Here is a 24,705-nt window from a genome sequence, read left to right as displayed (position 1 = left end):
TGGGTCGGCCTTTTGCCGTTCCACTATTTATCTGGAAATAGACATAAGTTGTCACTCTAATTTGGAAGTGGTAATATTAATAAGGTATAAATGAAACAAGTATGGTCATATATTTATGATTTAGACAGGGATTCAGCGGTTTAACAGCGAATCTTTTTTAATTGAACAAATTCTGCTATCTACTGTTATTTAATATAAAGGAGCGTTTTGGATGCTTGGAATTTTAAATAAAGTCTTTGACCCGAATAAACGCGAGTTAAAAAAATTAACGAAATACGCTGAGCAAATTGATGCTTTGGCATCAAAAATGGAGTCACTTAGTGATGACCAGCTACGTGCAAAAACGGACGAGTTTAAGGAGCGTCATCAAAAAGGTGAATCTCTTGATGACCTTTTAGTAGAAGCTTTTGCAGTTGTGCGTGAAGGTGCTAAGCGTGTTCTTGGCCTATATCCATACCCGGTTCAGCTAATGGGTGGTGTTTCTTTACATGAAGGGAACATTTCTGAGATGAAAACAGGGGAAGGTAAAACGTTAACATCCACCATGCCTGTTTATCTAAATGCGTTATCTGGAAAAGGTGTTCACGTTGTAACGGTCAACGAATACCTTGCAAGCCGTGATGCGCATGAAATGGGGCAACTGTATCAATTTTTAGGGTTAACGGTGGGATTAAACACGAATGGCCTTTCTAAGGAAGAAAAGCAAGAAGCTTATGCGTGTGACATTACGTATAGCACAAACAACGAGCTAGGGTTTGATTACCTTCGTGACAACATGGTTCTATACAAGGAGCAAAAGGTTCAACGCCCACTTAATTACGCGGTCATTGACGAGGTTGACTCGATTTTAATCGATGAAGCTCGTACACCATTGATCATTTCTGGATCTGCTCAAAAGTCGACTCAACTATATATTCAAGCAAATGCCTTCGTTCGCACGATGAAAAAGGATGAAGACTTTACGTATGATGAAAAAACAAAAGGTGTTCAGCTAACTGAAGAGGGGATCACTAAAGCTGAAAAAGCATTTGGAATTGAGAACCTTTTTGATATTAGACATGTTTCTCTGAACCACCATATTGGTCAAGCACTAAAAGCGCATGTGAGCATGCATGTAGACGTTGATTATGTTGTTCAAGAAGGCGAAATCGTCATTGTAGATCAATTTACGGGTCGTTTAATGAAGGGTCGTCGCTATAGCGACGGTCTACACCAAGCGATTGAGGCGAAAGAGGGCCTTGAAATCCAAAACGAGAGTATGACACTTGCAACAATTACGTTCCAAAACTACTTCCGTATGTACAAAAAGCTTGCTGGTATGACCGGTACTGCGAAAACGGAAGAAGAGGAGTTCCGCAACATTTATAACATGAACGTTGTCGTGATTCCTACAAACAGACCGATTGCTCGTGATGACCGTGCAGATTTAATCTATGCGTCTATTGATGGCAAGTTCCGTGCGGTTTGTGAGGATATCGCTGAGCGCAACAAAGCTGGTCAACCAGTGCTTGTTGGTACGGTTGCAATTGAAACATCTGAGCTAATCTCCAAATATTTAACGAAAAAAGGCATTAAACACAATGTCTTAAATGCGAAGAATCATGGTCGTGAAGCAGAAATTATCTTAGACGCAGGTCAAAAAGGCGCGGTTACCATCGCGACAAACATGGCCGGTCGTGGTACAGATATCAAGCTTGGTGAAGGTGTGAAAGAGCTTGGCGGACTAGCAGTTATTGGTACAGAGCGACATGAATCTCGTCGTATTGATAATCAGCTTCGTGGACGTTCTGGACGTCAAGGAGATCCTGGTATCACACAATTCTATCTTTCTATGGAAGATGAATTAATGCGTCGTTTTGGATCTGATAATATGAAGAGCATGATGACTCGTCTTGGCATGGACGATTCACAGCCGATTCAAAGTAAAATGGTTTCACGTGCCGTTGAATCCGCTCAAAAACGTGTTGAGGGGAATAACTTTGATGCTCGTAAACAGCTTCTTTCTTATGATGATGTTTTACGTCAGCAACGTGAAATCCTCTACAACCAACGTAATGAAGTTCTTGAGTCAGAGAACCTGCGTGAAATTATTGAAAACATGATTACGGCTTCTCTTCAACGTAATGTGGCGGCCCATACGCCTAGCCATGAAGAGGAAGAGAACTGGAACCTTCAAGGTTTAATCGATTACGTGAACGGTAACCTTCTTCATGAAGGTGACGTAACTGTTAATACGCTTCGTGGAAAAGATCCAGAAGAAATGATCGAGATCATTTTTGCTAAGGTAAAAGAGCGCTACAACGAAAAAGAAGAGCAGCTAACACCTGAGCAAATGCGGGAGTTTGAAAAAGTTGTTGTTCTTCGTGCAGTCGATTCTAAGTGGATTGATCATATTGATGCGATGGATCAATTGCGCCAAGGTATCCACCTACGTGCTTACGGTCAAATCGATCCTCTTCGTGAATACAACCAAGAAGGCTTCGCAATGTTTGAAGAAATGGTTGTTTCCATTGAAGAAGATGTGGCTAAGTACGTAATGAAAGCGGAAATCCGCAACAACCTAGAGCGTGAAGAAGTAGCAAAAGGTCAGGCGGTAAACCCGAAAGAAGACGGAGAAAAAGTTAAGAAAAAGCCTGTCGTGAAGCAAATGGATATTGGACGTAATGATCCTTGTATTTGTGGTAGCGGTAAAAAATATAAGAACTGCTGTGGAGTAGGGAAGTAAGAAGTAGGATAACCGCGTTACATTGCGGTTCTACAACCTTTTTCAAAGAGGGCCGGTCGACGCCGACTCTCTTTTTCCTGTATTAGAGATGGGTATAAATGATTGATTCTGTACAAAAATGATATAGAGGTGACGAATAATGGAATTAGCGGATATTCGGAATGAACTTGAGAAAACAGCTAAGAAATTAGCGGACTTTAGGGGGTCTCTTTGACTTAGAGAACAAAGAAGCACGAATTGCTGAGCTTGATGACGTGATGCTTCAGCCAAACTTCTGGGATGACCAGCAAGCGGCTCAAGTCGTGATTTCAGAATCAAACGCACTGAAGGATGCGGTTCACGAGTTTCATGATTTATACGAAACGTTTGAAAATCTTGAACTAACATACGAGCTTGTGAAAGAAGAAAAAGATGAAGAGCTTCAAGCTGAGCTTGAAAGTGAGTTAAAGGATCTGATGAAGCGTTTAGGTGACTTCGAACTTCAATTACTTTTAAGCGAGCCTTATGATAAAAATAATGCGATTTTAGAGCTTCACCCAGGTGCAGGTGGAACGGAATCTCAAGACTGGGGCTCGATGCTTCTTCGTATGTACACGCGTTGGGCAGAGAAGAAAGGCTTTAAAGTTGAGACGTTGGACTATCTTCCTGGTGATGAGGCTGGAATTAAGAGTGTTACTCTTGCCATTAAAGGTCACAATGCGTACGGCTATTTAAAGGCTGAAAAAGGGGTACACCGTCTGGTACGTATTTCACCGTTTGATGCTTCAGGACGCCGCCATACATCATTCGTATCTTGCGAGGTTATGCCAGAATTCAACGATGAGATCGAAATCGACATTCGTACAGAGGATTTAAAAATTGACACATATCGCGCTAGTGGAGCGGGTGGTCAGCACATCAATACGACCGACTCAGCCGTTCGTATTACCCACCTACCAACAAATGTAGTTGTAACGTGTCAAACCGAGCGTTCTCAAATCAAAAACCGTGAACGTGCGATGAAAATGCTTCAAGCTAAGCTTTATCAAAAGAAAATCGAAGAGCAAGAGCAGGAGCTACTAGAAATCCGTGGTGAGCAAAAAGAAATCGGCTGGGGAAGCCAGATTCGCTCTTACGTTTTCCACCCGTATTCGTTGGTTAAGGACCACCGTACAAATACTGAGGTTGGAAATGTACAAGGTGTTATGGATGGGGATTTGGATAATTTTATAAATGCATATTTGCGCTCGAGATTGAGCTAGTTTTGGAACCCTTTGCTGTTTTTGGCAGGGGGTTTAGTTTTTATATGGTTTTCAAATTTTAAGAGGAAACGGTTCGTACGCTGTACGCTATGCGGAACTTTTAGTGACTTATGCGGTGTTTTTCAAAAGTTCTGCGTTAATCTTGTAAGGTTATGCACAAATCTCAACATTTATGCGGTTTTTTAGAAGACTTATGCGGATTTTTTCTTCTTATTGTTTACCAAGGTCATCAGATTTGTGTTAAAACCCTTATTTTACATAGATTTGCTTCTACCTAAGTTCTTGTCAATATCCTCTATCTACAATTTCCAACCCCTTTTCTACAAAAAATTAAACTATATCAACAAATTTTAAGTCTTAACAACGAAAACTTACCCCTTTATCAACAAATTATCCTATCTTATCAACAAATTATCCTATCTTAATAACATCTCACCTGTACTTCTCAAATCTCATGCAACAATCCCACCTAATAACCTCCCACCTTTTTACACAAACTAAATTTACCCCTTTAATACGGTAGTTTGCTGGCATTTACACATTTTTTAGTCCGTGCTATACTCACTGTCGGTTATGAAATTTACTACCTTCGATAGGTTAGTCAAACTGAATAGCGGTTACATAAAAGGAGAAGTTGTTATGCCAAAACGAAAACGGACTCATACATATAATCCAAAGTTACAAACTGCTTTAGAGTATCTTTATGTACTTGTTGGTTCAGCGATTGTTGCGATTGCCTTCAACGTATTTTTATTACCAAACCGAATCGCATCTGGAGGAGTAAGCGGGATCAGTACGATATTAGATGCGACACTAGGTTTAGAACCAGCGTACGTACAATGGGCTTTCAATATCCCACTGTTTATCGCTGGTGTCATCCTTCTTGGAAGACAATTTGGTGTTAAGTCCCTAATCGGAACCATGTTTTTACCTTTCGTTGTTTTCTTAACAAAAGAGGTAGAACCATGGACACAGGATCCTTTACTAAGCGCATTGTTTGGTGGGATTGGAGTGGGGCTGGGTCTTGGAATTGTTTTTCTAGGTAAAGCTTCAACAGGTGGGACTGATTTAGCAGCACAAATTATTAACAAGTATACAGGCCTTTCCCTAGGAACCTGTGTCGCGATTATTGATGGATTAATAGTCCTATCTGCAGCGATCGTGTTTGATATTGAACGTGGTTTATATGCGTTAATTGCTCTGTATGTTACGAGTAAAACGATTGACCTAGTGCAAGTTGGATTTGGTCGATCTAAGATGGCGATGATTATTACATGTAAACAAAATGAAGTTCGTGAAGGAATTCTGAATAAAATTGACCGTGGTGTGACAAAACTATCAGCATATGGCGGTTATACTGATCATGAACGCCCAATCCTGATGTGCGTCGTGGATCAAACGGAGTTCACAAAATTGAAACAACTGGTCAAAACCATTGATCCTACTGCGTTTGTCGTGGTTATGGACGCTTCTGAGGTATTAGGAGAGGGTTTCAAAAGGGCATAGGACTGGTATAATATTGTCGTACATGTATTATTTTCCTAGGGGGAATTTATTTTGAAAAAGAAGCTTCTTGCATTGTTGATGGGTACTTCTTTAGTGTTAGCTGCTTGTGGCGGTGGAGGAGATGATGCTGCTGGCGGCGATGACGCAGCTAGTGGAGATCAAACAACTGCTACTGCAGGAGATGCAGAAAAGCTATACGGCCAAAAATGTTCTAGCTGTCACGGTGGGGATTTAGAAGGTGGCGTTGGACCTGGTCTTCAAACGGTTGGTGCAAACCTTTCTAAAGCAGATATCGAGAACATCATTATTAATGGTCAAGGTGCTATGCCAGCAGGATTACTACAAGGTGAAGATGCATCTGTAGTCGCTGAATGGTTAGCGGGCAAGAAATAAGTTTTTTACAGGAAAACGTTCTGTATTACAGGACGTTTTTTGTTTTTATTAAGATAAACTCTTTCTCCCTCTCTGAGTTATAAAGTTTTCACCGCTTTCTATTTTTTTATCCCTGTCTATATTTAGATCCCTCATTTCATCAAATTTAGCCTCAACAGAATTAAGAAATTTGTCACATCAACCATTTAATAAATGTAAAATTATCTCAGTCTCTGCCGTGACTTTTGCCGAAAAATAGTAGTAGTTTTACTGAAAAATAAGAGAGTAGGCAGGATTATCTAGTAGATTTGTTGTATATATAGAGTGGAAATTAAATCAAGTAGAGGAATTGAGAGGGAAAGATTGTCGGAAATGAAAAGAAACTGTAATATTTTTAGCAGTTTTTTTGACAAAGTATGATGTTATAATGGGTTGTGTGCAAGTAACAGTAAGTAATTTTTAGAAAATGTGAAGAATGATGTCATTTATAGAAGGAAATAGATGACTATGTCGAATTTTTGTCGTTTTTTGCAGAAAATCTCTTGTTGCACTTTTCCTACACAAAACTACCTCAGGTGATAATAAATGATAGAAATGCAAGAAGTTTATAAAAAATACCCGAATGGTGTCGTCGCCGCAAACGGGATTGATGTACAAATTAAGCAAGGTGAATTTGTATATGTTGTCGGTCCAAGTGGAGCGGGGAAGTCTACCTTTATTAAAATGATGTACCGTGAAGAAACACCTACAAAAGGGACCATTATGATTAATGGTGTTAACATTGCTAAATTACGCCCAAGTAAGGTACCTCTTCTACGTCGTAATATCGGGGTTGTATTCCAGGACTTTAAACTCCTACCAACCTTAACCGTCTATGAAAACGTCGCATTTGCTCTTGAAGTAATTGAGGAGCAGCCAAAGTATATTAAAAAGCGTGTGATGGAGACTTTAGATCTTGTTAACCTAAAGCATAAGGCGCGTATGCTCCCAACTGAATTATCGGGTGGGGAACAGCAACGGGTATCAATTGCAAGATCAATTGTCAATTCACCAAAGGTTATGATTGCGGACGAGCCTACTGGGAACCTTGATCCCGAAACTTCATGGGAGATCATGAACATCTTTGAAGAAATCAACACGAGAGGAACCACAATTGTTATGGCTACTCACAATAAAGATATTGTAAATACTATTAAGCATCGAGTAATTGCCATTGAAAGCGGAAAAATTGTACGTGACCAGATGAGAGGTGATTACGGCTATGAAAGCTAGAACTCTTCGTCGTCATGTAAAGGAAAGTATGAGGAACCTTGGGCGAAATGGTTGGATGACATTTGCTTCCGTTAGTGCCGTAACGGTCACCCTTATTTTAGTCGGTGTATTTTTCGTCATTATGATGAATCTCAATAAAGTAGCTACTACGATCGAAGAGGACGTTGAAATTCGCGTTCACATCGATTTAACGGCAGAGGAAAGCGATCAGCAGGCACTACAGACAAAGATCGAACAAATTCCTCAGGTGAAAAGTGTCTTGTATTCATCGAAAGAAACTGAGCTAACTAACCTAATTGCTAGTCTTGGTGAAGAAGGTGAAGCCTTTAAGCTTTTTGAACAGGATAATCCGTTAAATGATGTATTTATCGTAAAGACGAAAAAACCAACAGATACGATGTTAGTTGCAAAGCAAATTGAAAAACTTGATTTTGCTTCAAAAGTAAAGTATGGCCAAGGCCAGATTGAAAAGCTTTTCGAATTCATTAAGTTAAGTAGAAACGTTGGTATTGGATTGATCGTAGGTCTTCTTTTTACCGCGATGTTTCTAATTTCCAATACGATTAAAATAACCATTGTGGCTAGAAGAAAAGAAATTGAGATTATGAGATTAGTAGGGGCGACAAACTCCTTCATTCGTTGGCCATTTTTCTTAGAAGGCTTAATGCTAGGTGTACTTGGAGCAGTCCTTCCGATTGCATTGATTGGTACTGGCTACCACTATGCTTATAGCTATATACAGCCTAGAATCGAAGGCCATTTTATTCAAATTCTTGAGTTTAACCCGTTTATCTACCAAATTGCAGGACTTCTCATTTTAATGGGAGGATTAATTGGAATTTGGGGAAGTTTGATGTCTGTGAGGAAATTTTTGAAGGCGTAACTCTAGGATATGCCATCCTTTAAAATAAAAAAATGCTTTTGAAGGGCCTCGGGGGGAATATGAGGTCCTTCAATAAGCTTAATTATTTAGACGAATTACTCTTGGAAAATGTTTCAAATAAATATAAAAATCGATTTACCTGTACATATGAATCATTGGAAGTCGAAGAAAACGGCTTAATGGAAAGGAGAAATCGGCATTGAAAAAGTCAGTGTTAACATTATCGATAGTTGCGGCTTTAGGGTTCGGAAGCATTGTAGCAGGTGTACCAACTGATATCGCATCAGCATCAAAACTACAAGATTTGAAGAACCAAAAAAGTGAACTTCAAAACAAACGTTCAGATGTTAATTCACAAATTGATGAAGCGGAACAAGAAATTGATTCCATTCAACAGGAGCAAGCTGAATTAAAAAGTGAGATTAAGAGACTCGATTTAGCTATTGGTGATGCAGAAACAAAAATTATTGAAAAGCAAAAAGAAATCGAAGCCAAAAAAATAGAGATTGAAGAGTTACAAAAAGAGATTGTCGTTTTAACAGCGCGTATTAATAAACGTAATGAATTATTGAAAGATCGTGCTCGTTCGTTCCAGGAAAACGGAAGCGTCGTAAGTTACTTGGATGTTCTAATGGGAGCAAAGAGCTTCGGGGATTTCATTGATCGACTTGGAGCAGTTGCCACCATCGTTGAAGCCGACCAAGACATTCTTAACCAGCACAGAGAAGATAAGAAACTTCTAGAAGAAATGCAAGCTCAGCTGGAGAATGAGTTAGCTAGTCTTGAAAACATGCTTTCAGAATTAGAAGAAATGAAGAAAAGCTTAAACGCTCAAAAAGCGGAAAAAGATAAAGTCATGTCAGCTTTGAAGAAGCAAGAACAGCAGATGCATGCTGAAAAATTAGAGCTTGAAGAAGAAGCTCAGCTTTTAGCTAAGCAGCAAGCTGCCATGCAAAAAGCAATTCAGTTAGAGCAAAAACGTATTGCTGAGCAACAAAGACAGAAACAGTCTGGCGGTTCCACACCTCCAGTTTCAAATGGAACCTTTACTAGACCATCTGCCGGTTATTTATCTTCTGGCTTCGGTCATCGTTGGGGTGAATTCCATGCTGGTGTCGATATAGCAGCAAAAGGATCAGTTCCAATCGTTTCAGCTGCAGATGGAGTAGTCATCCGTTCCTACTATTCTAGTAGTTATGGAAACGCCATTTTCATCTCACACTCGATTAACGGTCAGATCTATACAACGGTTTATGCACATATGAGCAGCCGCTCTGTTGAAGAGGGAGCTGTTGTTGCAAAAGGTCAGCAAATCGGTTACATGGGTAACACAGGTTATTCATTCGGTCAGCATTTACACTTTGAACTTCACAAAGGACCGTGGAACGCAGGTAAAACAAATGCGATAAACCCAGTTGGCGTAGTGCCACTATAATAATAAAAAACGACTTAGGCTTATGAACTGTGCCCCCTTTTACGGACAGTTAAAAAAAGTGCTTAAGCTGCTAATAGATGACTCCGGTATTGTACCGGGGTCATTTTGTTTAAGCCCCACTGATAGCGATGATTGTTATATTCTTCAATAACTCGATTAATTTCTGCGGTTACTTCTGCTAGATTTTCACATGACCTATACTCAGCTAGATCTTTAAAGTGTCCAAAGAACCCTTCCATTGGGGCATTGTCCCAACAGTTTCCCTTACGGGACATTGATTGGGTTAACCCAAGTTTTTTCACCTTCATTTGAAAAGCGGGATGAGTATAATGGAAACCCTGGTCTGAATGTAGGATTGCATCAGGGTGGAAATGATTATTTACTGCTTTTTTTAGCTTTTCTAATGTCTTATATACAATATCCATTTCCAAGGTTGTAGATATATGATGCGCCAGGATTTCATTGGTTGATCCATCTTTTACACATGATAAATAAGCCTTCTGACCCTTACCATAGTAAATATAAGTAATATCTGTAAGCAATACTTTCCCTGGTTCCCCTTGGTTAAAGTTACGGTCGAGAAGGTTAGGGCAAGTGCGGTGCTCCTGGGTCGCCTTTGCCATCTTACGATATGGATTTGCCTTTCTAATCTTTGCTACCAAACCATACTTTTTCATGAGTCTTCTAATCTTCTTATGGTTCATGACAGCTGAATAATCATTTTCCATAATCATTTTTATTTGAAGGGCACCAACCTTCTCATTCTTAGAAGAGAAAATTGTTCTTATTAATTCAATATCCAGTTCATCTTGCTCATTTCGAATCTCCCTTGAAGGAGCAGCCTTAACCCAATCATAATAGCCACTTCGGCTTACACCAGCCAATTTACATAGATAAGTAATAGTGTCCTTCAATTGATGTTCCCTTACAGTCTTCTCAATCAGATAGAACTTTTCAGCTGGTGTTAGAATTGTTTCTTCTTCAACGCCTGCCTTTCTAGTTCTTCGAGCTTTTTTAGGAAGTCCACTTCAGCTTCAAGGAATTTTATTCTCGCTTCTGCTTTCTTTAATTTATCCTCCACAGAAAGGGTTCTTGAAGAAGGTCTCCCCGTACTTCCTTTCCCTCGGCGTTCCGTGAGGAAGCCTTCTTCTCCAAACCTTTCAAAAGTTTCCCTCCATCTTGAAAGACAACGTTTAGGTTGATCTTTGCCTATTATCTCAAGGTTGAACCCATTTTCAATAAAGATTTGGGAAGGACCTTTCCCTAATTTATATTCTTGTACTGCTTTTATCTTAAATTCAGCTTTGTAAGAAATAGATTTATCAGATGCATTGATTATATTTGGATTCTTCTCTAGTTCTTTAATTTGAAATTCTGTATATATATTCTTGGCCATGATAATCCCCCGTTTTACGTATGAATTCATTATAAACGGGATTTTCTAATTAGATATAAAAAACCCCGAATAAGGGGCACCTTTTTTAATGGTGTCCGTTATTCGGGGTATAGTTCATTAATTCAGCTTAAGTCGTTTTTTGTGGCGGAGTGGTCCCTATTTTGTCGAATAATCGATAAATCCTAAAATTAGAAGAAAAATCATGATATTCGAAGAAAAAATTAAATTTCGATTGATAAAGAACAATTTTCAACGAATAATTAAAAGTTTGATGTTTATTACGAACTTATTTCATAAATCTAGCAACTTAATTTCAAACAAAATAAAAACCCACACTAAAAAAGTACGGGTTTGGGCATACTTCAAGCCTCATCTTACAATTTTTTAAGATATAAGTCTATGAATTATTTTTTTCTCCCCTATAATGAGACTTCAGAGGAGATGATAGCATGTTTACGATTAAAACAAATCGACTTGGATTTTTGCCGATGACAGCTGAGTCCATTGAAGCAGCTTTGAGCGGTCCTGCGGAATTTGAACATACTAGTCAGGTTAAAATACCAGAAGACTTTGTAAACAGCATTTATAGAGACCGCGTTTTTCCCATCAGGCTACAAAAGATAACAGCTAACCCCAAACTTATCCCGTGGTATGGATTCATCGTTGAACTCGAATCAAATACAGTAGTAGGTACAATAGGCTTTAAATCCTTACCAAATGAAAATGGACTAGTTGAGATAGGTTATGGAATCCACCATACATTCAGCGGAAAAGGGTATGCAACGGAGATGGCTAAAGGGTTAATTAGCTGGGCTTTCAAACAGCCAGGTGTTAAAGGTATAACTGCAACAGACGTACAAAAAGATAACTTTGCATCTATAAAAATATTAGAAAAACTCGGAATGACCGTAACGAATCAAAAAGTGACATCCATTGATTTTATACTCTATAAAGAATAGGAATCAATTCCTACAAATTTTGACAAAGTTTTTATTACTTTAAAGCATAATTTCGTGTAAAATTAAACTATTCGAGTTACTAAATGTTTTAAATTTATATATAGGACAAAGGCAAACCTATCGAAAGGTAGGGACGCAAAGCCACGGGTCTAAGGTTTTTCTATGATCGCCGGGTTACCGAAACAGATGGATTCTTAAACTTTCCTCCTCCTTTTTCGGGAGGATTTTATATTTTCACTGTAAAAGAAAGAAGGTATAACAATGAGAATGATTCATATCGACTCATATGATTATGATACGATGCAGCTGGCAAAGCCTGTATATGATTCGAGACGAAGAATCTTATTAGCAGCAGGTCGGTCCATTCATCCTACATACTTACAAAAGATAAAAGAATTGAATATTCGGAGCTTAATTGTTGAAGATGCTGAATCAGCAGGGATTACGCTTGATGAGATGTTAGACATGCCAACTTGGATGGACGCTATTAAACTTGTAGAAGAAGTGTACACCGAGGTAAAAAGAAACAAAAGCATCTCTCAGATTACGGTCAAGCGTATTCAAGAGTTTGTGGGCAAACTTCTGATGGAGGTACGAAATCGTCCGATTATTGTCCTTATTCCATCGACGGCACTAACCCCTGAATTGATTCCATATGCACATGCTGTAAATGTTGCTCTTTTATCGGTTCAAGTCGGAACAAAATTGAACTATAATATGATTCAACTAAGAGATTTAGCGATTGGGGCCCTTTTACATGATATCGGTAAGGTGATTGGAAATGAGGAAAATCATCCAACAGAAGGGTTTGAGCTTTTACGAAAAACGAGAGAATTAAAGGTTCTCACGACACATGTTGCCTTTCAACATCATGAGTCATTAGACGGAAGTGGATATCCGAGAAGAATTAGAGGCGAAGAATTCCTTGAAGTTGGCCAGATCGGTGGAATTGCTAATCTTTATGAAAATCTAATTTCAAAGGAAAAATACCCTCCTCATTTGGCAATGGAAATGATTATGACGAAGTCTGAAAATACGTATAGTCATGCTGTTGTACAGGCGTTTTGTAATGGGGTTCCCACTTATCCACCGGGTACAAAAGTTAAGCTCAATAACGGACAAGTAGGCATTGTTTATAAAATTGACCAAAACCTACATAGACCAACTGTCCGCATACTATCAACCATGGAAGAAATCTCACTTGCTGATCAACCGACACTAATGATTCAGGAAGTAGACCAATCAATTGAAACTGTGTAGAAACTTAATTTTCCTCATAACTCGTCCCATGCAATCATATAGTAGACTAACAAAGACATCCCACCTTTGGAGATGTCTTTTTAAATAAATCGGTTGCTACATACGCAAAAATTAGAGAATGGTAGGATAGAAACAAAAGCATTGGCCGAACGAACGAGGGGGAAAATCATGAATCGGAAATGGATCGCTCTTTTAATGACAGGCTCTCTGTTAACAGGAGCAGGTGGGACATATACGTATATGAAGTGGAATATGGACGAGGAAACTCGTTCTCAGCTAGAAGAACATACAGAGGATCAGAATGTGGGTTCTTCAGAGAATATTAATCTAGAAGATTTAGATAAGGTTGGCAAAGCATATGAACTTATTTTAAGCAGCTATGTGGAACAGGTGGAGCAAGAGAAGCTTGTTGAAGGTGCCATTCAAGGGATGCTCTCTACTCTTGAAGATCCGTATTCTGTTTATATGGATAAGGAAACGGCCAAGCAATTTAATGAAACATTGGAATCTTCTTTTGAGGGCATCGGAGCAGAGGTAAGTACGGTGGATGGAAAAATTATTATTGTTGCGCCGTTCAAGGATTCTCCTGCAGAAAAGGCAGGGCTTAAGCCGAATGATGAAATTTTATCCGTAGATGGCGAAAGCGTTGAAGGGCTTGATTTATATGAAGCGACACTTAAAATTCGTGGAGAAAAGGGAACGAAGGTAAAGCTAGAAATTGCTCGTAAAGGCTTGTCCGATCCTCTGACCATTGAAGTAAAAAGAGATGAAATTCCTCAAATTACCGTGTACAGTGATCTTAAAAAGCAAAGCGGCAAAAATATCGGATATTTAGAGATTACTTCCTTCTCTGAAGAAACAGCTAAAGAGTTTAAAACCGAACTCAAACGCTTAGAGAAAAAGGGAATGGATGGGTTAATAATTGATGTTCGTGGAAATCCGGGCGGGCTTTTATCCAGTGTTGAAGAAATTTTAAAGGAGTTTGTATCCAAAGAAAAACCGTATGTACAAATTCAAAAACGAAATGGCGAGAAGATGCGTTATTTCTCCAATCTTGAAAAAGACAAAGAGTATCCTGTTGCGGTTCTCATTGACCAAGGAAGTGCATCGGCATCTGAGATCTTGGCTGGTGCGTTAAAAGAAGCGGAAGGATTCAAACTGATTGGGGAAAGAACGTTTGGAAAAGGTACGGTTCAACAAGCAGTTCCTATGGGGGATGGAAGTAACATTAAGCTCACGCTTTTTAAATGGCTAACACCTGATGGCAACTGGATTCATAGAGAGGGAATCGAGCCAAATATGGAAGTAACTCAGCCTGCTATTTATCATACTCATCCTTTACAGATTGAAGAGCCATTGAAGAAGGATATGAATAATGAGCAGGTAATGAATGCCCAACAAATGCTTGATGGTCTAGGTTTAGCCCCTGGCCGCGAGGATGGATATTTTAGTGAGTCAACAGAAGTGGCAGTAAGAGCATTTCAACAGCAAAATGGTTTGAAAGTTACTGGGATGATTGATTCTAAAACTGCTGCTGCGTTAGAACAAGCTGTTATTCAAGAAATGAGAAAAGAACAAAATGATCTTCAACTACAGACGGCTATACGATATTTGTCGAGATAGTTCTCTACAACTCTCACATGTCTTTATTTAAGCGTTTATTTCATGTATAATGAACATATGATATGAAGAGAAGTGCGCGAACACTTCTCCAGCAACCTCACCGTAAGGGTGGTGGTTGTATAATAAGCTTTATTTTTTACTTAAACCACCCCTTTGCTTCCTACGGCGCGGGGTGGTTTTCTCGTTTTCTAGTATATTCTTCCGAAAAAAATAAGCACCTAATTCCCGTACTATTCCTCTCAAAATTTCTCGTAGAAATTCAAGAAATGTTTCCATCATTATCACCTCCTTCCCTCATTGGAAAGAAGACAACAACCAACCACCCTCACAATATTCAGTTGCAATTTCAGTTTATCACACTCTCTACCATGTCTTCTATAAAAATAAGAACATTTGTTCCTATTTACCTATAAAAAATAGTCTCCAAAATATTACAAAAATATTTATAATGCTTGTCACCTACTATATTTGGTAAAATAAAGGGTAATAGATATTTCGTTGAAATCTAGTAATAGATTCTGAGATAGAGGGTGACTTCAGATGGTGCAAGATTGGCTCATGCAGTTTTTAATCGGAACATTAAAAATATTGATTCATCCAGTATTCTACTGCCTGTTTTTTGCGGCGGCATTGATGGGTGTTGCGCGTGTAAAACGAGAGCGGAAGGACTTCCATGTAAGAGCAGAGAATGCTTACTTTGAATTAAGGCAGCTTCTCCCACTTGGTATCCTATTAGGATTAATCATCTCAGTAATTACAATCGGAGCAGGCATGGTCGTTCCGCTTGCAGCTATATTCCTTACCGGCTTCCTTACCATAGTAGGGGCCTTAACGACAAAAGTCAGAGTGTTATCGCCAGTGTACACGGTCGGATTCACGTTTTTTGCACTAATTTTCGTTAGTGGTCAAAATTGGCAAATCCCTCTTTTCCCAGAAATGATAGCTAGTTTAGATCAAAACCTATACCCTTCAGTTGCTGCTTTAATGGCCATTCTTTTAATCGGAGAAGGAGTCCTAATTTTAAGGAACGGTAAAAAAGGGACATCTCCTAAGTTAGTTAAAAGTAAACGGGGATTACGAGTAGGGGTTCATGAAGTAAAACGCCTCTGGATGCTACCAGCGTTTATTTTAATTCCTGGTGAAGCGTTACAATCTCAGTTGGAGTGGTGGCCGGTTTTCACAGCAGGTGGAAATACATATTCACTGTTATTAGTCCCTTTTGCGATTGGATTTCATCAACAAGTACAAGGCGCTTTGCCAAAGGAAGCGATTCAACTTCTTGGAAAAAGAGTCATTGTACTCGGTTCGGCATTAGTTTTACTTACAATCGGAAGTTATTGGATACCAATGATTTCAATAGTTGTAGTCGCGTTGGGGATTATCGGACGTGAGCTATTAACGTATCGTCAACGTGTAAGTGAGGAAAACCTTCCTTTCTATTTTTCCAAACGAAATCATGGATTAATGGTTTTAGGGATTATTCCACAGTCTCCTGCAAGTAGGATGTTATTACAAGTAGGGGAACTTATTACTAAAGTAAACGGAACACCTGTCCATGATGAAAAAGCTTTCTATGAAGCGCTTCAACGAAATCGTGCTCACTGCAAACTAGAAGTTGTCGATGTAAACGGACAAGTTCGTTTTGCTCAAAGAGCCCTATATGAAGGGGATCATCATGAGCTGGGTATTTTGTTTGTTCAAGAGGAGAAGAAGTGGGATACGGAAGCGAGCTAGTGTATTTATGATTTTCAGCGGGAGAAACAAATTCTCTCGCTTTTTCTATGTAAAAATAGAGGTAAAAGTAGTTAATAGTATAAACGAAACGATTGATAAATTATTTTTAAAAAAATTTAAGGATAAAATCTCCCCAAATATGAATACTACATTCGGGAGCATAAATTGAGATGTACTTCTCAATGCGCTCTATTGATTGTACAAATACATAATCAAGGAGGTTTAATGATGAAGAAAAGATTGATGTTGGTTCTGATGATGTTGATGACGATCATGTCATTCACTTCAGGAGCTTTTGCTGAAGAGCAACCAGAAACGAAAAAAGATATTGTGGATACGGCGGTAGAGGCAGGAAACTTTAAAACGTTGGCTGCGGCATTAGAGAAAGCTGGTTTGATTGAGACGTTAAAAGGAGAAGGTCCTTTCACTGTTTTCGCTCCGACAGATGAGGCTTTTGCCAATCTGCTAAAAGAATTAGATATTACTGCGGAAGAATTATTGGCAAGGGAAGATCTAAAGAATATTCTGCTGTATCACGTGGTATCTGGAAAAGTAATGTCTGGTGACTTAAAAGACGGCATGAAAGTAAAGACGCTTGCAAACAAAGAAGTTACCATAACAACGGACCCTGTTCAAGTGAATAAAGCAAATATAGTTAAAGCTGATATCGAAGCTTCCAATGGGGTTATTCATGTTATTGACAAAGTATTAGTACCATAATCATTAGCAAAACACAGATAAAAGACTGAATTCTAAACCAAGTGATTCAGTCTTTTTAATTTGTCTAAAAAAAGCTGTACAAATCCAGCATTTTGTTTGTTATTGAATAAACTGATCCGGATCCAAAATCAAATCCTCCAACGTATAAGAATCTAACACCTTTAGGTAAGAATGAAGTGCCTCGTTTAAAATCCCTTTTAGTCGACAAGCAGGACTAATTTTACAAGTGTTTTTTTCCTCGTCAAAGCACTCGACAAGGCGAATGGGATCTTCTGTCAAGCGGACCGTGCTCCCCAGGTTAATCTGGGAAGGCTCTTTAGAAAGCCGAATCCCACCATTTCTCCCTCGAACAGTTTCAATAATACCGTGCTTTCCAAGCTCATAGACGACTTTGCTTAAATGATTGTTAGAAATGTTGTAGAAATCTGAGATTTCTTTTATATTTGAAAGTTTATTTTTAGGCTGTGAACCTAAGAAAATCAGTAGTCGTAATGCATAATCCGTATAAGTAGTAAGTTGCATTTTAACATCACCCAATTCAAAATCCATAGTTAATGATTCAAATATACCATATCCAGAAAAAAATATAGTAAATGTGAACATTCTGTTAAAGATGTATTTTAAATATTGCTTTTAAGTGTATTTAACTTTTACAATAAACATGTATTTAAAATATACCTTTATTACCGTGAATATATTACAAAGGGGACATGATGTATGACAACTTCTACAACTCAACTTGATACAAAGACCATTGAGATCATTAAATCTACCGTGCCAGTATTGGAGCAGCATGGGGAGGCTATTACAAAACGTTTTTATGAAATGATGTTAGGAAATCATCCTGAATTATTAAATGTTTTCAACCATGCTAATCAAAAGCAAGGAAGACAGCCTAAGGCGCTTGCTAATACGGTTTATGCGGCAGCTAAGTATATCGATAATCTTGGAGCGATTATTCCAGTTGTAAAACAAATTGCACATAAGCATAGAAGCTTACAAATTAAAGCAGAGCAATACCCGATTGTTGGGAAGCACTTACTTTTAGCCATAAAAGATGTACTTGGGGATGCTGCTACAGACGAAATCATTGATGCATGGGGCAAGGCATACGGTGTCATTGCAGATGTGTTTATTCAAGTGGAAAAAGAAATGTATGAAGAAGCGGCCGCTAAAAAGGGAGGCTGGGATGGATTTAGAAAGTTCTCAGTTGATCGCAAAGTAAAAGAAAGTGACGTTATTACTTCCTTTTATCTAGTACCAGTCGATGGGGAGGAGATTTCAAACTTCCTTCCGGGACAATATATAAGCGTTCGAATCAACATGGAAGGTGAAGAGTATACCCATATCAGACAATACAGTTTATCGGATCAGCCGGGGAAAGATTATTATCGTATCAGTGTGAAAAAAGAGACTGCTTTGGCTGACAAACCTGAAGGAAAAGTTTCTAATTTCCTGCATGACGATGTTAACGAAGGGGATATTTTAGAAGTTACAGCACCAGCAGGAGACTTCGTATTAAATATGAACGAAACAAGTCCAGTTGTACTTATTAGTGGTGGGGTAGGGCTAACGCCAATGATTAGTATGCTGAACACGATTAACGAAACACAACCTGAACGTAAAGTAACCTTCATTCATGCAGCGATTAATGGTAATACTCATGCCATGCATGAACACGTTCAAGAGATTGCTAGCCAGAATGACCATGTTGATTATTATGTTTGTTATGAAAAGCCAACTGAAGAGGATCGGAATGCGAAACGTTTTGACAAGGAAGGGTATGTTGACTTGGCATGGATCCAATCTATTGTAAAAGAAAACAATGCGAGCTTCTACTTCTGTGGTCCAGTTCCGTTTATGAAGACTCTAAACTCTGCTCTAAAGGAGTGGGGAGTTCCTTCTGAAAACATTCATTTTGAATTCTTTGGACCGGCAGATCAGTTAAACTAAGTCATTATTAAAGCCATTCAAGCTGTTCTTGAATGGCTTTTACCATTAGTACGTTTTTACTCGATTCCCAAACATCTGCGTATGTGCATTGCCCACTTTTTCCTCTAAGTATTCGATTGAATAGTTTCCGGATGGGTCTGTTAAATCCCCAACAGCACGTGACAGGTTATCTATGACAGAGTTTAATAAGTCTGAAGGTCTTTCTTCGTTTCGTAAATTTACCTCATCCATAATTTCGTGGGCCATTCTTTGAATCTTTCGCAAACGAAGTTCGTTTGATTTCATTAAAAATTCCCCCTTCATTATGTTCTTTATGAGATTATATGTTAGATAAATCAAAATATTAGCTCTGATTGCGAGTAGAGCATGAAATAACGAAAGTGAAAATCATTATTTTTATAAAAATTCCTATAATTATATTTTTTATTAAATTCAAATGGTTTAAGTTAATTTTTCTGGTGAATATTCGAGTAAAGCACTGTATATGGAAAGTTAACTATTTTTAATCGTTCATTATAATAGTAGAAAAAGCCTGTTTTAAGAGGAGGAGTTCTTTTGGAAGAGGTAATGTATAATGGTGAGCTTTATTTGGTTATTTTTAAATACGACTCTGGATATTGGGAGATTCGGAAGAAAAATGCCACTTTTGTAAATGTACTAATTCATCACACTGAGGTAGAAGACCTTTTCCCATTATAAAAGTGTAAGCTCACCTATTATAGATGAGCTTTGCTTTTTACAAAGGTTTAGATCGTTCAGGTAGCCATTCTTTCATGTAAGCTGGTAATTCACCATTTTTAGAGAGACCTGTATGTCCACCTTTATTGACGTGGAACTTCTTATCCGTACTTGAAACGAGTTCCATGATTTTCTCGGTTTGTTCGATAGGAACCAATCTATCAAATGTGGAACCTACTACTAATAGATTGGAATGAATATTCGCCAGATCAATTGGCTGATTTCTAATCGTAAGTGTCCCATTTACTAGACTATTCTTTTTTCCGAACTCGTGGATTAGCTGCTTTAGTACCCCTCCAGGGAGTGGGATATGTCCCTTCGTCCACTTGTTAAAAAGCCTCCATCTCTCTACATATCCTGAATCGTATGCCCTGTTTAATAGGGATAAGTAAGGACTAAAGTAGATAGGGGACGTAATGAGCCTAACACCACCCTCAATGAATCTAGCAGGAATAAGTCCCACAGAGTCTATTATTTCATCAAAACTAACTTCCTCGTCATTTCTTAATGCATGCCCCCATTGATCAAAGCTGCCCGAGTGTCCGAAATCGATTGGTGCTACATTAAGAATAAGATTTTTAATAGGTTCAGTTGCCATACTTGTGTAAATAGCAGCTAATGTTCCACCTAGACAAAACCCCATAACAGTCAGTTCATCTGCTTGGGAATGAGCTAACGTTTTTTGCGCTCCTTTTTGAATGTAGTCCACTAAATAGTTATCCAAAGTTAAATCTTTATCCTCGTAGCCTGGTATGCCAAAATCAATTAAATAAACATCAAAGCCTTCATTTACCAAAGCCTCTATTAAACTATTTCCTGGATATAAGTCGAGTATGAAAGGTTGGTTAATTAGTGAGTAAATTAAGTAAAGGGGCGTTTCGTATTTTTTATTCACTGCAGGGTAATGCCACAATGTCGTTTTGTTCTTTTTCCAAATAGCAGACCGAGGGGTTAAAGCATAGTCAGGTTCATCCTTACTCCAGATACTAGAGAATCCCTTCCATCTGAGCTTCTCTCTCTCCCAATCCATTGCCATCACTCCTTTTTTTGCTTAGTTGTAAGATTTGCGGTGAGAGGAGATTGCGATATGATCTGCTGCAGGAGTAATTGTTTGCGGTGCTGCTTGGTCATCTTTTTTTCCTGATTATCATGGTTTGAATTTGTCGTCGTTGTACTTTGATTTGTATTCGAATCCACGTTCACGTTCATGTTCCTTACATACTCGTTAAGAGTCTGTATTTGATCCTCTAAAGCATCAATTTTTTCTTCATTTTGAAGAGTTAGCTTTGCGACATTTGCTACATCATCTTTCGTAGGGAAGTTTAGGGGGATAGAAATATTTTCAACTAGCTCCTTTAGACCTTCAATTACTTTGGCTGTAAGCTTTGCATTTTTGCTTAGTACCTTCAAAATGTCTTCTTTATTCAATCCATTCTGAATACATGTATTTGCATCAAATTCTACTTTTAGACCAAACTTCTTTAAAAAATCAAAAAGGTCCTGTAGTTGTTTTTCACTCATATGATTTTCTCCTTTCGTAATAATTCACTAAAAAACCGGCAATAAGCCTGTCCGTGTTATTGGTCTAATCATCTTTCTATCATTTCTGGCCATCAAAATAAATCTCTCGTGAAAAGAGACTTCTCTATATCATAGACAAGCACAACGGGAAAAGTGCAAGAAATGGTTGCTAGCCTCTGCCCTTTTCAAAAAAAACTGTAGTACTAAAAGATTGACGAATGACTAATTTGTACAAACTTAAGATAAGCGCCTTATCAAAGCGAGCGGCAGTGAATACAATGGAGTCTTATATACAAATTGCTTAAAAGGAGTTTTAAGATGACGAAGGAGCAAATTTTATCAGCCTTTGATGCCTGTGGTTTAGGCAAATTAGGAGAGGAACTTGGGTATAAATTATGGGTAAATGGAGCATTAAAAGAGTGTGATGAAGAGACGTTAGAATTATTTCTCGAATCCTATGATTTTAAAGAAGGCCAAGCAATGTTGCTTCACCATTTTCTTTTTCACTTTCGTATGTTTAAAAGGGTTCATGACCATAACAACCTTCCTTTATCTTACCTTTCATTTAGAAGATAGTTACGTAAGACAGTTAAAAATGTTATATTTGTTAATAAATATGCATCTTTTATGCCCCCACATTAGCATAAAAGATGTTTTATTTTTAACTAGGAGGGATAGTTCGTGAAGGAAATGAATATAAGTCTCTTCAGAGCAATCAACGATTTAGGAAAAGAGTATACATATTTGAACCCGATCTTTATAGCCATTGGCGAATATATGATTTACGTCTTGGCATTGGGGGTAATTATTTATCTATTCTCACATAATCAGAATAAGATGATGGTTCTATGTGGAGTAATTTCACTGATCATAGCAGAAATAGTAGCTAAAACGATGGGATTATTCTATTCCAACCTTCCACCATTTGCTGAATTAGCAGATGTGAACAAACTTATAGAGAAAAGTGTAGGAAATTCATTCCCAAGTGATCATACAATCATCCTTTTTTCTATAACAGTATCATTCTATCTATTTGGTAAAAGGCTGGGATGGTTATGGGTACTGTCGGCGTGTCTCGTAGCTTTTTCACGTGTTTGGATTGGAGTGCATTATCCAGCAGATGTGATTGTAGGTGCGCTCTTGGGGATTTTATCAGCCATCACTGTATATGGAATTGCTAAAAAGATTGGCGTTATTAAAAGTGAAAGTTCAGTGCTGCAACATCATAAATCTATATAAAATCTTTAGCATAACCCTCTTATGTAAAATAAGGGGGTTTTCTTGCTTTAAACTCGACTTGAACAAAATAGAACAGAAATTGAGAAGATTCTTTTAGGATAAGGGTTAAAATCGCAATGGAACGTATAGGAACGTGATATTCACCCAATTTATTCGCCAAACAAGAGAGGATATTGGACATTTGTTGCAATATATTCGCCGTCAACTCAGATATATTGGACATATCTTCACATATATTCGCCAAAGATCCAAAAACCCAACATTTAAAACCGTAATGGCTGTTGTAGAAGTTTCTCAATGTAAAAATATGTTTACTTTTCGAAGCTGATTATTTATTATAAAAGGAAATATTTTCATATTACTTAAAACGCAATGAAGAGAAGAGTAGATAAGGACAGTTGTAGGCAGAGAGCTCCGGTAGCTGAAAAGGAGTTATAACTACTTATTGAAGCAAGTCTCTGAGCATCATATTGGAACCTGAAAAGGGGATAGTATGACAGGAGCTCCTGTTATAGAGCTAGGGTATAGAGGTTATGTACCCGAAGAGGTTAATATGGTGACATATTAACAAACTGGGGTGGTACCGCGATATATACAATCTCGTCCCCAAGACGATAAGTCTTGGAGGCGAGATTTTTTTATTTTTGAGAAATAGTTAATTGAAAGGAGATCAACCAATGAATATAAATCTTAATCGGTGGAAGTATCCCACTATTTTATTATTTGGGATTGGCGTTTCAACTATAGGAGCGTGGATTTACCTAATCTCACTAAATCTACTTGTTTTAAATATGACAGGGTCCCCACTAGCGGTTGCAGCTCTTTATATCCTCGGTCCACTAGCGACGCTTACTACAAATGTATGGGCTGGTAGTGTAATTGATCGAGTTAATAAGCGAAATTTAATGGTGTATTTGGATATATTCCGGGCGCTACTCATCTTTGTTTTACCATACTTAAATTCACTCCCATTTATGTTCGTGCTAGTTTTTATCATTAACATGGGAAACTCCATTTTTAAACCAACATCGATGACGTACATTGCAAAATTAATTCCAACTGAGCAAAGGAAAAGTTACAACGCCTTGTATAGCTTAATTAACTCTGGGGCATTTTTAATCGGTCCTGCTATAGCGGGAATTCTTTTTATCGTGAGCACTCCGGTTGTTGCGATTCAATTGAATGCAATTGCTCTATTTATATCGGGATTAATTACATTGTTGATGCCAAACATTGAAAAACACACCATTGTAAAAAGTAGTGACAGCAAATTGTCGGTGGAGCTACTAAAGAAAGACTGGAAGACGGTGTACCATTTTAGTAAGAATAATGTCCGTACTGTGGTGATCTATTTCCTATTCAGCTTTGTCATGGTTGTGATGGCCACAGCCCTTGATTCTTTGGAAGCTTCTTTTAGCAAAGAGGTGCTTCATTTGTCTGATAGTGAGTATGGATTTTTGGTGAGTATAGCGGGAGCAGGAATCCTGGTAGGTGCGTCAATTAATACGTTCATAGTCAACAAACTCTCGACACCTACTTTAATAGGATTGGGCTCTGTAGTTGTGTCGGTTGGGTACTTGGTATATGCCTTTTCAGAATCCTTTTTTATAGCCGCCTTAGGATTCTTTATTTTAGCTTCCTTTATCGCTTTTGCTAATACAGGATTTATGACCTTTTATCAAACGAATGTCCCTACGGATGTGATGGGGAGAATCGGAAGTATATATGGAGTATTTGAAGCTCTACTAATCATGATGGCAACGTTAAGCTTTGGACTTGTCGCTCAACTCATTTCTATTCGCTTTATTGTCATTACAGGATCGATAGTTATGTTAACTGTAGCAGTTATTCTAAATATGTATATGTTTAAGTCGGTAAAGGTTAAGTTGTCTGTGGGCATCAAACAATGAAGGGAAAGGCGAGGGGCAATAAGAATGTTCTCTACTTTTCTATATTATAACACCGCAAAAAAGTAAAAAATAGACTATAAATTGGAATATTTTAGTTTTATAGTTTAATAGTCAAATGTAAGAATATGGAGAGGAATTAGGAATCTACAGAAAAATGGAATTTCTGCCGTTTTTCTATAGAGCTGCTGTTGCTCAAGATGTATTTTTAAAAGGGGAAA

Annotated in this window: 22 protein-coding genes, 1 riboswitch and 1 other annotated feature; of the genes, 17 read left to right on the top strand and 5 right to left on the bottom strand. The window is 38.1% G+C overall.

The window, feature by feature from the left end; genetic code table 11:
* Positions 1-211 precede the first annotated feature (211 nt).
* The 7 genes from secA to ACFYKX_RS13630 all read left to right on the top strand — a co-directional run bounded on the left by secA (position 212) and on the right by ACFYKX_RS13630 (position 9,434).
* Positions 212-2,725, top strand: coding sequence for a preprotein translocase subunit SecA (gene secA, locus ACFYKX_RS13660; protein WP_389361615.1), 2,514 nt, complete (start codon positions 212-214; stop codon positions 2,723-2,725).
* A gap of 139 nt (positions 2,726-2,864) precedes the next feature.
* A protein-coding gene (gene prfB, locus ACFYKX_RS13655) for a peptide chain release factor 2 (RefSeq protein WP_389361614.1) occupies positions 2,865-3,966 on the top strand; the annotation gives its coding sequence in 2 pieces (ribosomal slippage) (positions 2,865-2,936 and positions 2,938-3,966; 1,101 coding nt in all).
* Positions 3,967-4,605: 639 nt separating this feature from the next.
* Positions 4,606-5,472, top strand: a complete 867-nt coding sequence (locus ACFYKX_RS13650; protein ID WP_389361613.1) for a YitT family protein — start codon at positions 4,606-4,608, stop codon at positions 5,470-5,472.
* A 51-nt stretch (positions 5,473-5,523) separates the two neighbouring features.
* The gene (gene cccB, locus ACFYKX_RS13645) at positions 5,524-5,865 is read left to right on the top strand and encodes a cytochrome c551 (RefSeq protein ID WP_389361612.1); all 342 of its coding nucleotides are present in this window, start codon (positions 5,524-5,526) and stop codon (positions 5,863-5,865) included.
* 564 nt (positions 5,866-6,429) lie between these two features.
* A complete protein-coding gene (gene ftsE, locus ACFYKX_RS13640; RefSeq protein WP_389361611.1) occupies positions 6,430-7,116 on the top strand; it encodes a cell division ATP-binding protein FtsE in 687 nt (228 codons plus the stop codon).
* Positions 7,106-7,999 carry a permease-like cell division protein FtsX gene (ftsX, locus tag ACFYKX_RS13635; RefSeq protein WP_389361610.1) on the top strand — a complete coding sequence of 298 codons (894 nt, stop codon included), beginning with the start codon at positions 7,106-7,108 and terminating at the stop codon, positions 7,997-7,999. Before ftsE ends, ftsX begins: the two co-directional genes overlap by 11 nt.
* 199 nt (positions 8,000-8,198) lie before the next feature.
* A complete protein-coding gene (locus ACFYKX_RS13630; RefSeq protein ID WP_389361609.1) occupies positions 8,199-9,434 on the top strand; it encodes a murein hydrolase activator EnvC family protein in 1,236 nt (411 codons plus the stop codon).
* Between the two features lie 62 nt (positions 9,435-9,496).
* Here the strand turns inward: ACFYKX_RS13630 and ACFYKX_RS13625 are convergent.
* Positions 9,497-10,830, bottom strand: a protein-coding gene (locus ACFYKX_RS13625) for an IS3 family transposase (protein ID WP_389361608.1) whose coding sequence is annotated in 2 segments (ribosomal slippage) — positions 9,497-10,458 and positions 10,458-10,830 — 1,335 coding nt in all. Because the reading frame shifts where the segments join, the coding sequence is not laid out codon by codon here.
* Between the two features lie 449 nt (positions 10,831-11,279).
* On the opposite strand from ACFYKX_RS13625, the gene ACFYKX_RS13620 reads away from it, so the two are divergent.
* The 5 genes from ACFYKX_RS13620 to ACFYKX_RS13600 all read left to right on the top strand — a co-directional run bounded on the left by ACFYKX_RS13620 (position 11,280) and on the right by ACFYKX_RS13600 (position 17,126).
* On the top strand, positions 11,280-11,789 hold the full coding sequence (locus tag ACFYKX_RS13620; RefSeq protein WP_389361607.1) for a GNAT family N-acetyltransferase: 510 nt from the start codon (positions 11,280-11,282) through the stop codon (positions 11,787-11,789).
* Positions 11,790-11,889: 100 nt separating this feature from the next.
* A riboswitch (cyclic di-GMP riboswitch) is annotated at positions 11,890-11,971 on the top strand.
* 79 nt (positions 11,972-12,050) lie between these two features.
* Positions 12,051-13,049: an HD-GYP domain-containing protein gene (locus tag ACFYKX_RS13615; RefSeq protein WP_389361606.1), complete on the top strand. Its 999-nt coding sequence runs from the start codon at positions 12,051-12,053 to the stop codon at positions 13,047-13,049.
* A 168-nt stretch (positions 13,050-13,217) separates the two neighbouring features.
* On the top strand, positions 13,218-14,672 hold the full coding sequence (locus ACFYKX_RS13610) for a S41 family peptidase (RefSeq protein ID WP_389361605.1): 1,455 nt from the start codon (positions 13,218-13,220) through the stop codon (positions 14,670-14,672).
* Positions 14,673-15,212: 540 nt separating this feature from the next.
* The gene (locus ACFYKX_RS13605) at positions 15,213-16,406 is read left to right on the top strand and encodes a PDZ domain-containing protein (RefSeq protein ID WP_389361604.1); all 1,194 of its coding nucleotides are present in this window, start codon (positions 15,213-15,215) and stop codon (positions 16,404-16,406) included.
* Between the two features lie 228 nt (positions 16,407-16,634).
* Entirely contained in the window at positions 16,635-17,126 is a 492-nt protein-coding gene (locus tag ACFYKX_RS13600) for a fasciclin domain-containing protein (RefSeq protein WP_389361603.1), read from the top strand.
* 99 nt (positions 17,127-17,225) lie between these two features.
* On the opposite strand, the gene ACFYKX_RS13595 is transcribed toward ACFYKX_RS13600, so the two are convergent.
* The gene (locus tag ACFYKX_RS13595) at positions 17,226-17,648 is read right to left on the bottom strand and encodes an Rrf2 family transcriptional regulator (RefSeq protein WP_389361602.1); all 423 of its coding nucleotides are present in this window, start codon (positions 17,646-17,648) and stop codon (positions 17,226-17,228) included.
* A gap of 195 nt (positions 17,649-17,843) precedes the next feature.
* Here ACFYKX_RS13595 and hmpA point away from each other — a divergent pair, with 195 nt between their 5' ends.
* Positions 17,844-19,079: an NO-inducible flavohemoprotein gene (hmpA, locus tag ACFYKX_RS13590; protein ID WP_389361601.1), complete on the top strand. Its 1,236-nt coding sequence runs from the start codon at positions 17,844-17,846 to the stop codon at positions 19,077-19,079.
* A gap of 45 nt (positions 19,080-19,124) precedes the next feature.
* On the opposite strand, the gene ACFYKX_RS13585 is transcribed toward hmpA, so the two are convergent.
* A complete protein-coding gene (locus tag ACFYKX_RS13585; protein ID WP_389361600.1) occupies positions 19,125-19,364 on the bottom strand; it encodes a hypothetical protein in 240 nt (79 codons plus the stop codon).
* Positions 19,365-19,634: 270 nt separating this feature from the next.
* On the opposite strand from ACFYKX_RS13585, the gene ACFYKX_RS13580 reads away from it, so the two are divergent.
* On the top strand, positions 19,635-19,778 hold the full coding sequence (locus ACFYKX_RS13580) for a hypothetical protein (RefSeq protein WP_389361599.1): 144 nt from the start codon (positions 19,635-19,637) through the stop codon (positions 19,776-19,778).
* Between the two features lie 37 nt (positions 19,779-19,815).
* On the opposite strand, the gene ACFYKX_RS13575 is transcribed toward ACFYKX_RS13580, so the two are convergent.
* On the bottom strand, positions 19,816-20,847 hold the full coding sequence (locus ACFYKX_RS13575) for an alpha/beta fold hydrolase (RefSeq protein ID WP_389361598.1): 1,032 nt from the start codon (positions 20,845-20,847) through the stop codon (positions 19,816-19,818).
* A 5-nt stretch (positions 20,848-20,852) separates the two neighbouring features.
* Positions 20,853-21,338 (bottom strand): hypothetical protein, encoded by a 486-nt coding sequence (locus tag ACFYKX_RS13570; RefSeq protein WP_389361597.1) that lies wholly within the window; start codon positions 21,336-21,338, stop codon positions 20,853-20,855.
* A gap of 318 nt (positions 21,339-21,656) precedes the next feature.
* Here ACFYKX_RS13570 and ACFYKX_RS13565 point away from each other — a divergent pair, with 318 nt between their 5' ends.
* The 3 genes from ACFYKX_RS13565 to ACFYKX_RS13555 all read left to right on the top strand — a co-directional run bounded on the left by ACFYKX_RS13565 (position 21,657) and on the right by ACFYKX_RS13555 (position 24,487).
* On the top strand, positions 21,657-21,914 hold the full coding sequence (locus ACFYKX_RS13565) for a hypothetical protein (protein ID WP_389361596.1): 258 nt from the start codon (positions 21,657-21,659) through the stop codon (positions 21,912-21,914).
* 114 nt (positions 21,915-22,028) lie between these two features.
* Positions 22,029-22,577 (top strand): undecaprenyl-diphosphatase, encoded by a 549-nt coding sequence (locus tag ACFYKX_RS13560; protein ID WP_389361749.1) that lies wholly within the window; start codon positions 22,029-22,031, stop codon positions 22,575-22,577.
* Between the two features lie 363 nt (positions 22,578-22,940).
* Positions 22,941-23,188: a binding site (T-box leader), on the top strand.
* Between the two features lie 66 nt (positions 23,189-23,254).
* A complete protein-coding gene (locus ACFYKX_RS13555; protein ID WP_389361595.1) occupies positions 23,255-24,487 on the top strand; it encodes an MFS transporter in 1,233 nt (410 codons plus the stop codon).
* Positions 24,488-24,705: the final 218 nt, after the last annotated feature.

Source organism: Cytobacillus spartinae, from assembly GCF_042865285.1.
GTDB lineage: Bacteria > Bacillota > Bacilli > Bacillales > Cytobacillaceae > Robertmurraya_A > Robertmurraya_A spartinae.
Note: the sequence above shows the minus strand (reverse complement) of the source record. Positions and strands in the feature narration are given on the sequence as shown.

Bases quoted from the DNA above. Each gene is read 5' to 3' on its own strand.
- secA (WP_389361615.1), top strand. From the start codon at position 212: ATGCTTGGAATTTTAAATAAAGTCTTTGACCCGAATAAACGCGAGTTA.
- ACFYKX_RS13650 (WP_389361613.1), top strand. From the start codon at position 4,606: ATGCCAAAACGAAAACGGACTCATACATATAATCCAAAGTTACAAACT.
- ftsE (WP_389361611.1), top strand. From the start codon at position 6,430: ATGATAGAAATGCAAGAAGTTTATAAAAAATACCCGAATGGTGTCGTC.
- ftsX (WP_389361610.1), top strand. From the start codon at position 7,106: ATGAAAGCTAGAACTCTTCGTCGTCATGTAAAGGAAAGTATGAGGAAC.
- ACFYKX_RS13620 (WP_389361607.1), top strand. From the start codon at position 11,280: ATGTTTACGATTAAAACAAATCGACTTGGATTTTTGCCGATGACAGCT.
- ACFYKX_RS13615 (WP_389361606.1), top strand. From the start codon at position 12,051: ATGAGAATGATTCATATCGACTCATATGATTATGATACGATGCAGCTG.
- ACFYKX_RS13610 (WP_389361605.1), top strand. From the start codon at position 13,218: ATGAATCGGAAATGGATCGCTCTTTTAATGACAGGCTCTCTGTTAACA.
- ACFYKX_RS13605 (WP_389361604.1), top strand. From the start codon at position 15,213: ATGGTGCAAGATTGGCTCATGCAGTTTTTAATCGGAACATTAAAAATA.
- ACFYKX_RS13600 (WP_389361603.1), top strand. From the start codon at position 16,635: ATGAAGAAAAGATTGATGTTGGTTCTGATGATGTTGATGACGATCATG.
- ACFYKX_RS13595 (WP_389361602.1), bottom strand. From the start codon at position 17,648: ATGCAACTTACTACTTATACGGATTATGCATTACGACTACTGATTTTC.
- hmpA (WP_389361601.1), top strand. From the start codon at position 17,844: ATGACAACTTCTACAACTCAACTTGATACAAAGACCATTGAGATCATT.
- ACFYKX_RS13585 (WP_389361600.1), bottom strand. From the start codon at position 19,364: ATGAAATCAAACGAACTTCGTTTGCGAAAGATTCAAAGAATGGCCCAC.
- ACFYKX_RS13575 (WP_389361598.1), bottom strand. From the start codon at position 20,847: ATGGATTGGGAGAGAGAGAAGCTCAGATGGAAGGGATTCTCTAGTATC.
- ACFYKX_RS13570 (WP_389361597.1), bottom strand. From the start codon at position 21,338: ATGAGTGAAAAACAACTACAGGACCTTTTTGATTTTTTAAAGAAGTTT.
- ACFYKX_RS13565 (WP_389361596.1), top strand. From the start codon at position 21,657: ATGACGAAGGAGCAAATTTTATCAGCCTTTGATGCCTGTGGTTTAGGC.
- ACFYKX_RS13560 (WP_389361749.1), top strand. From the start codon at position 22,029: ATGAATATAAGTCTCTTCAGAGCAATCAACGATTTAGGAAAAGAGTAT.
- ACFYKX_RS13555 (WP_389361595.1), top strand. From the start codon at position 23,255: ATGAATATAAATCTTAATCGGTGGAAGTATCCCACTATTTTATTATTT.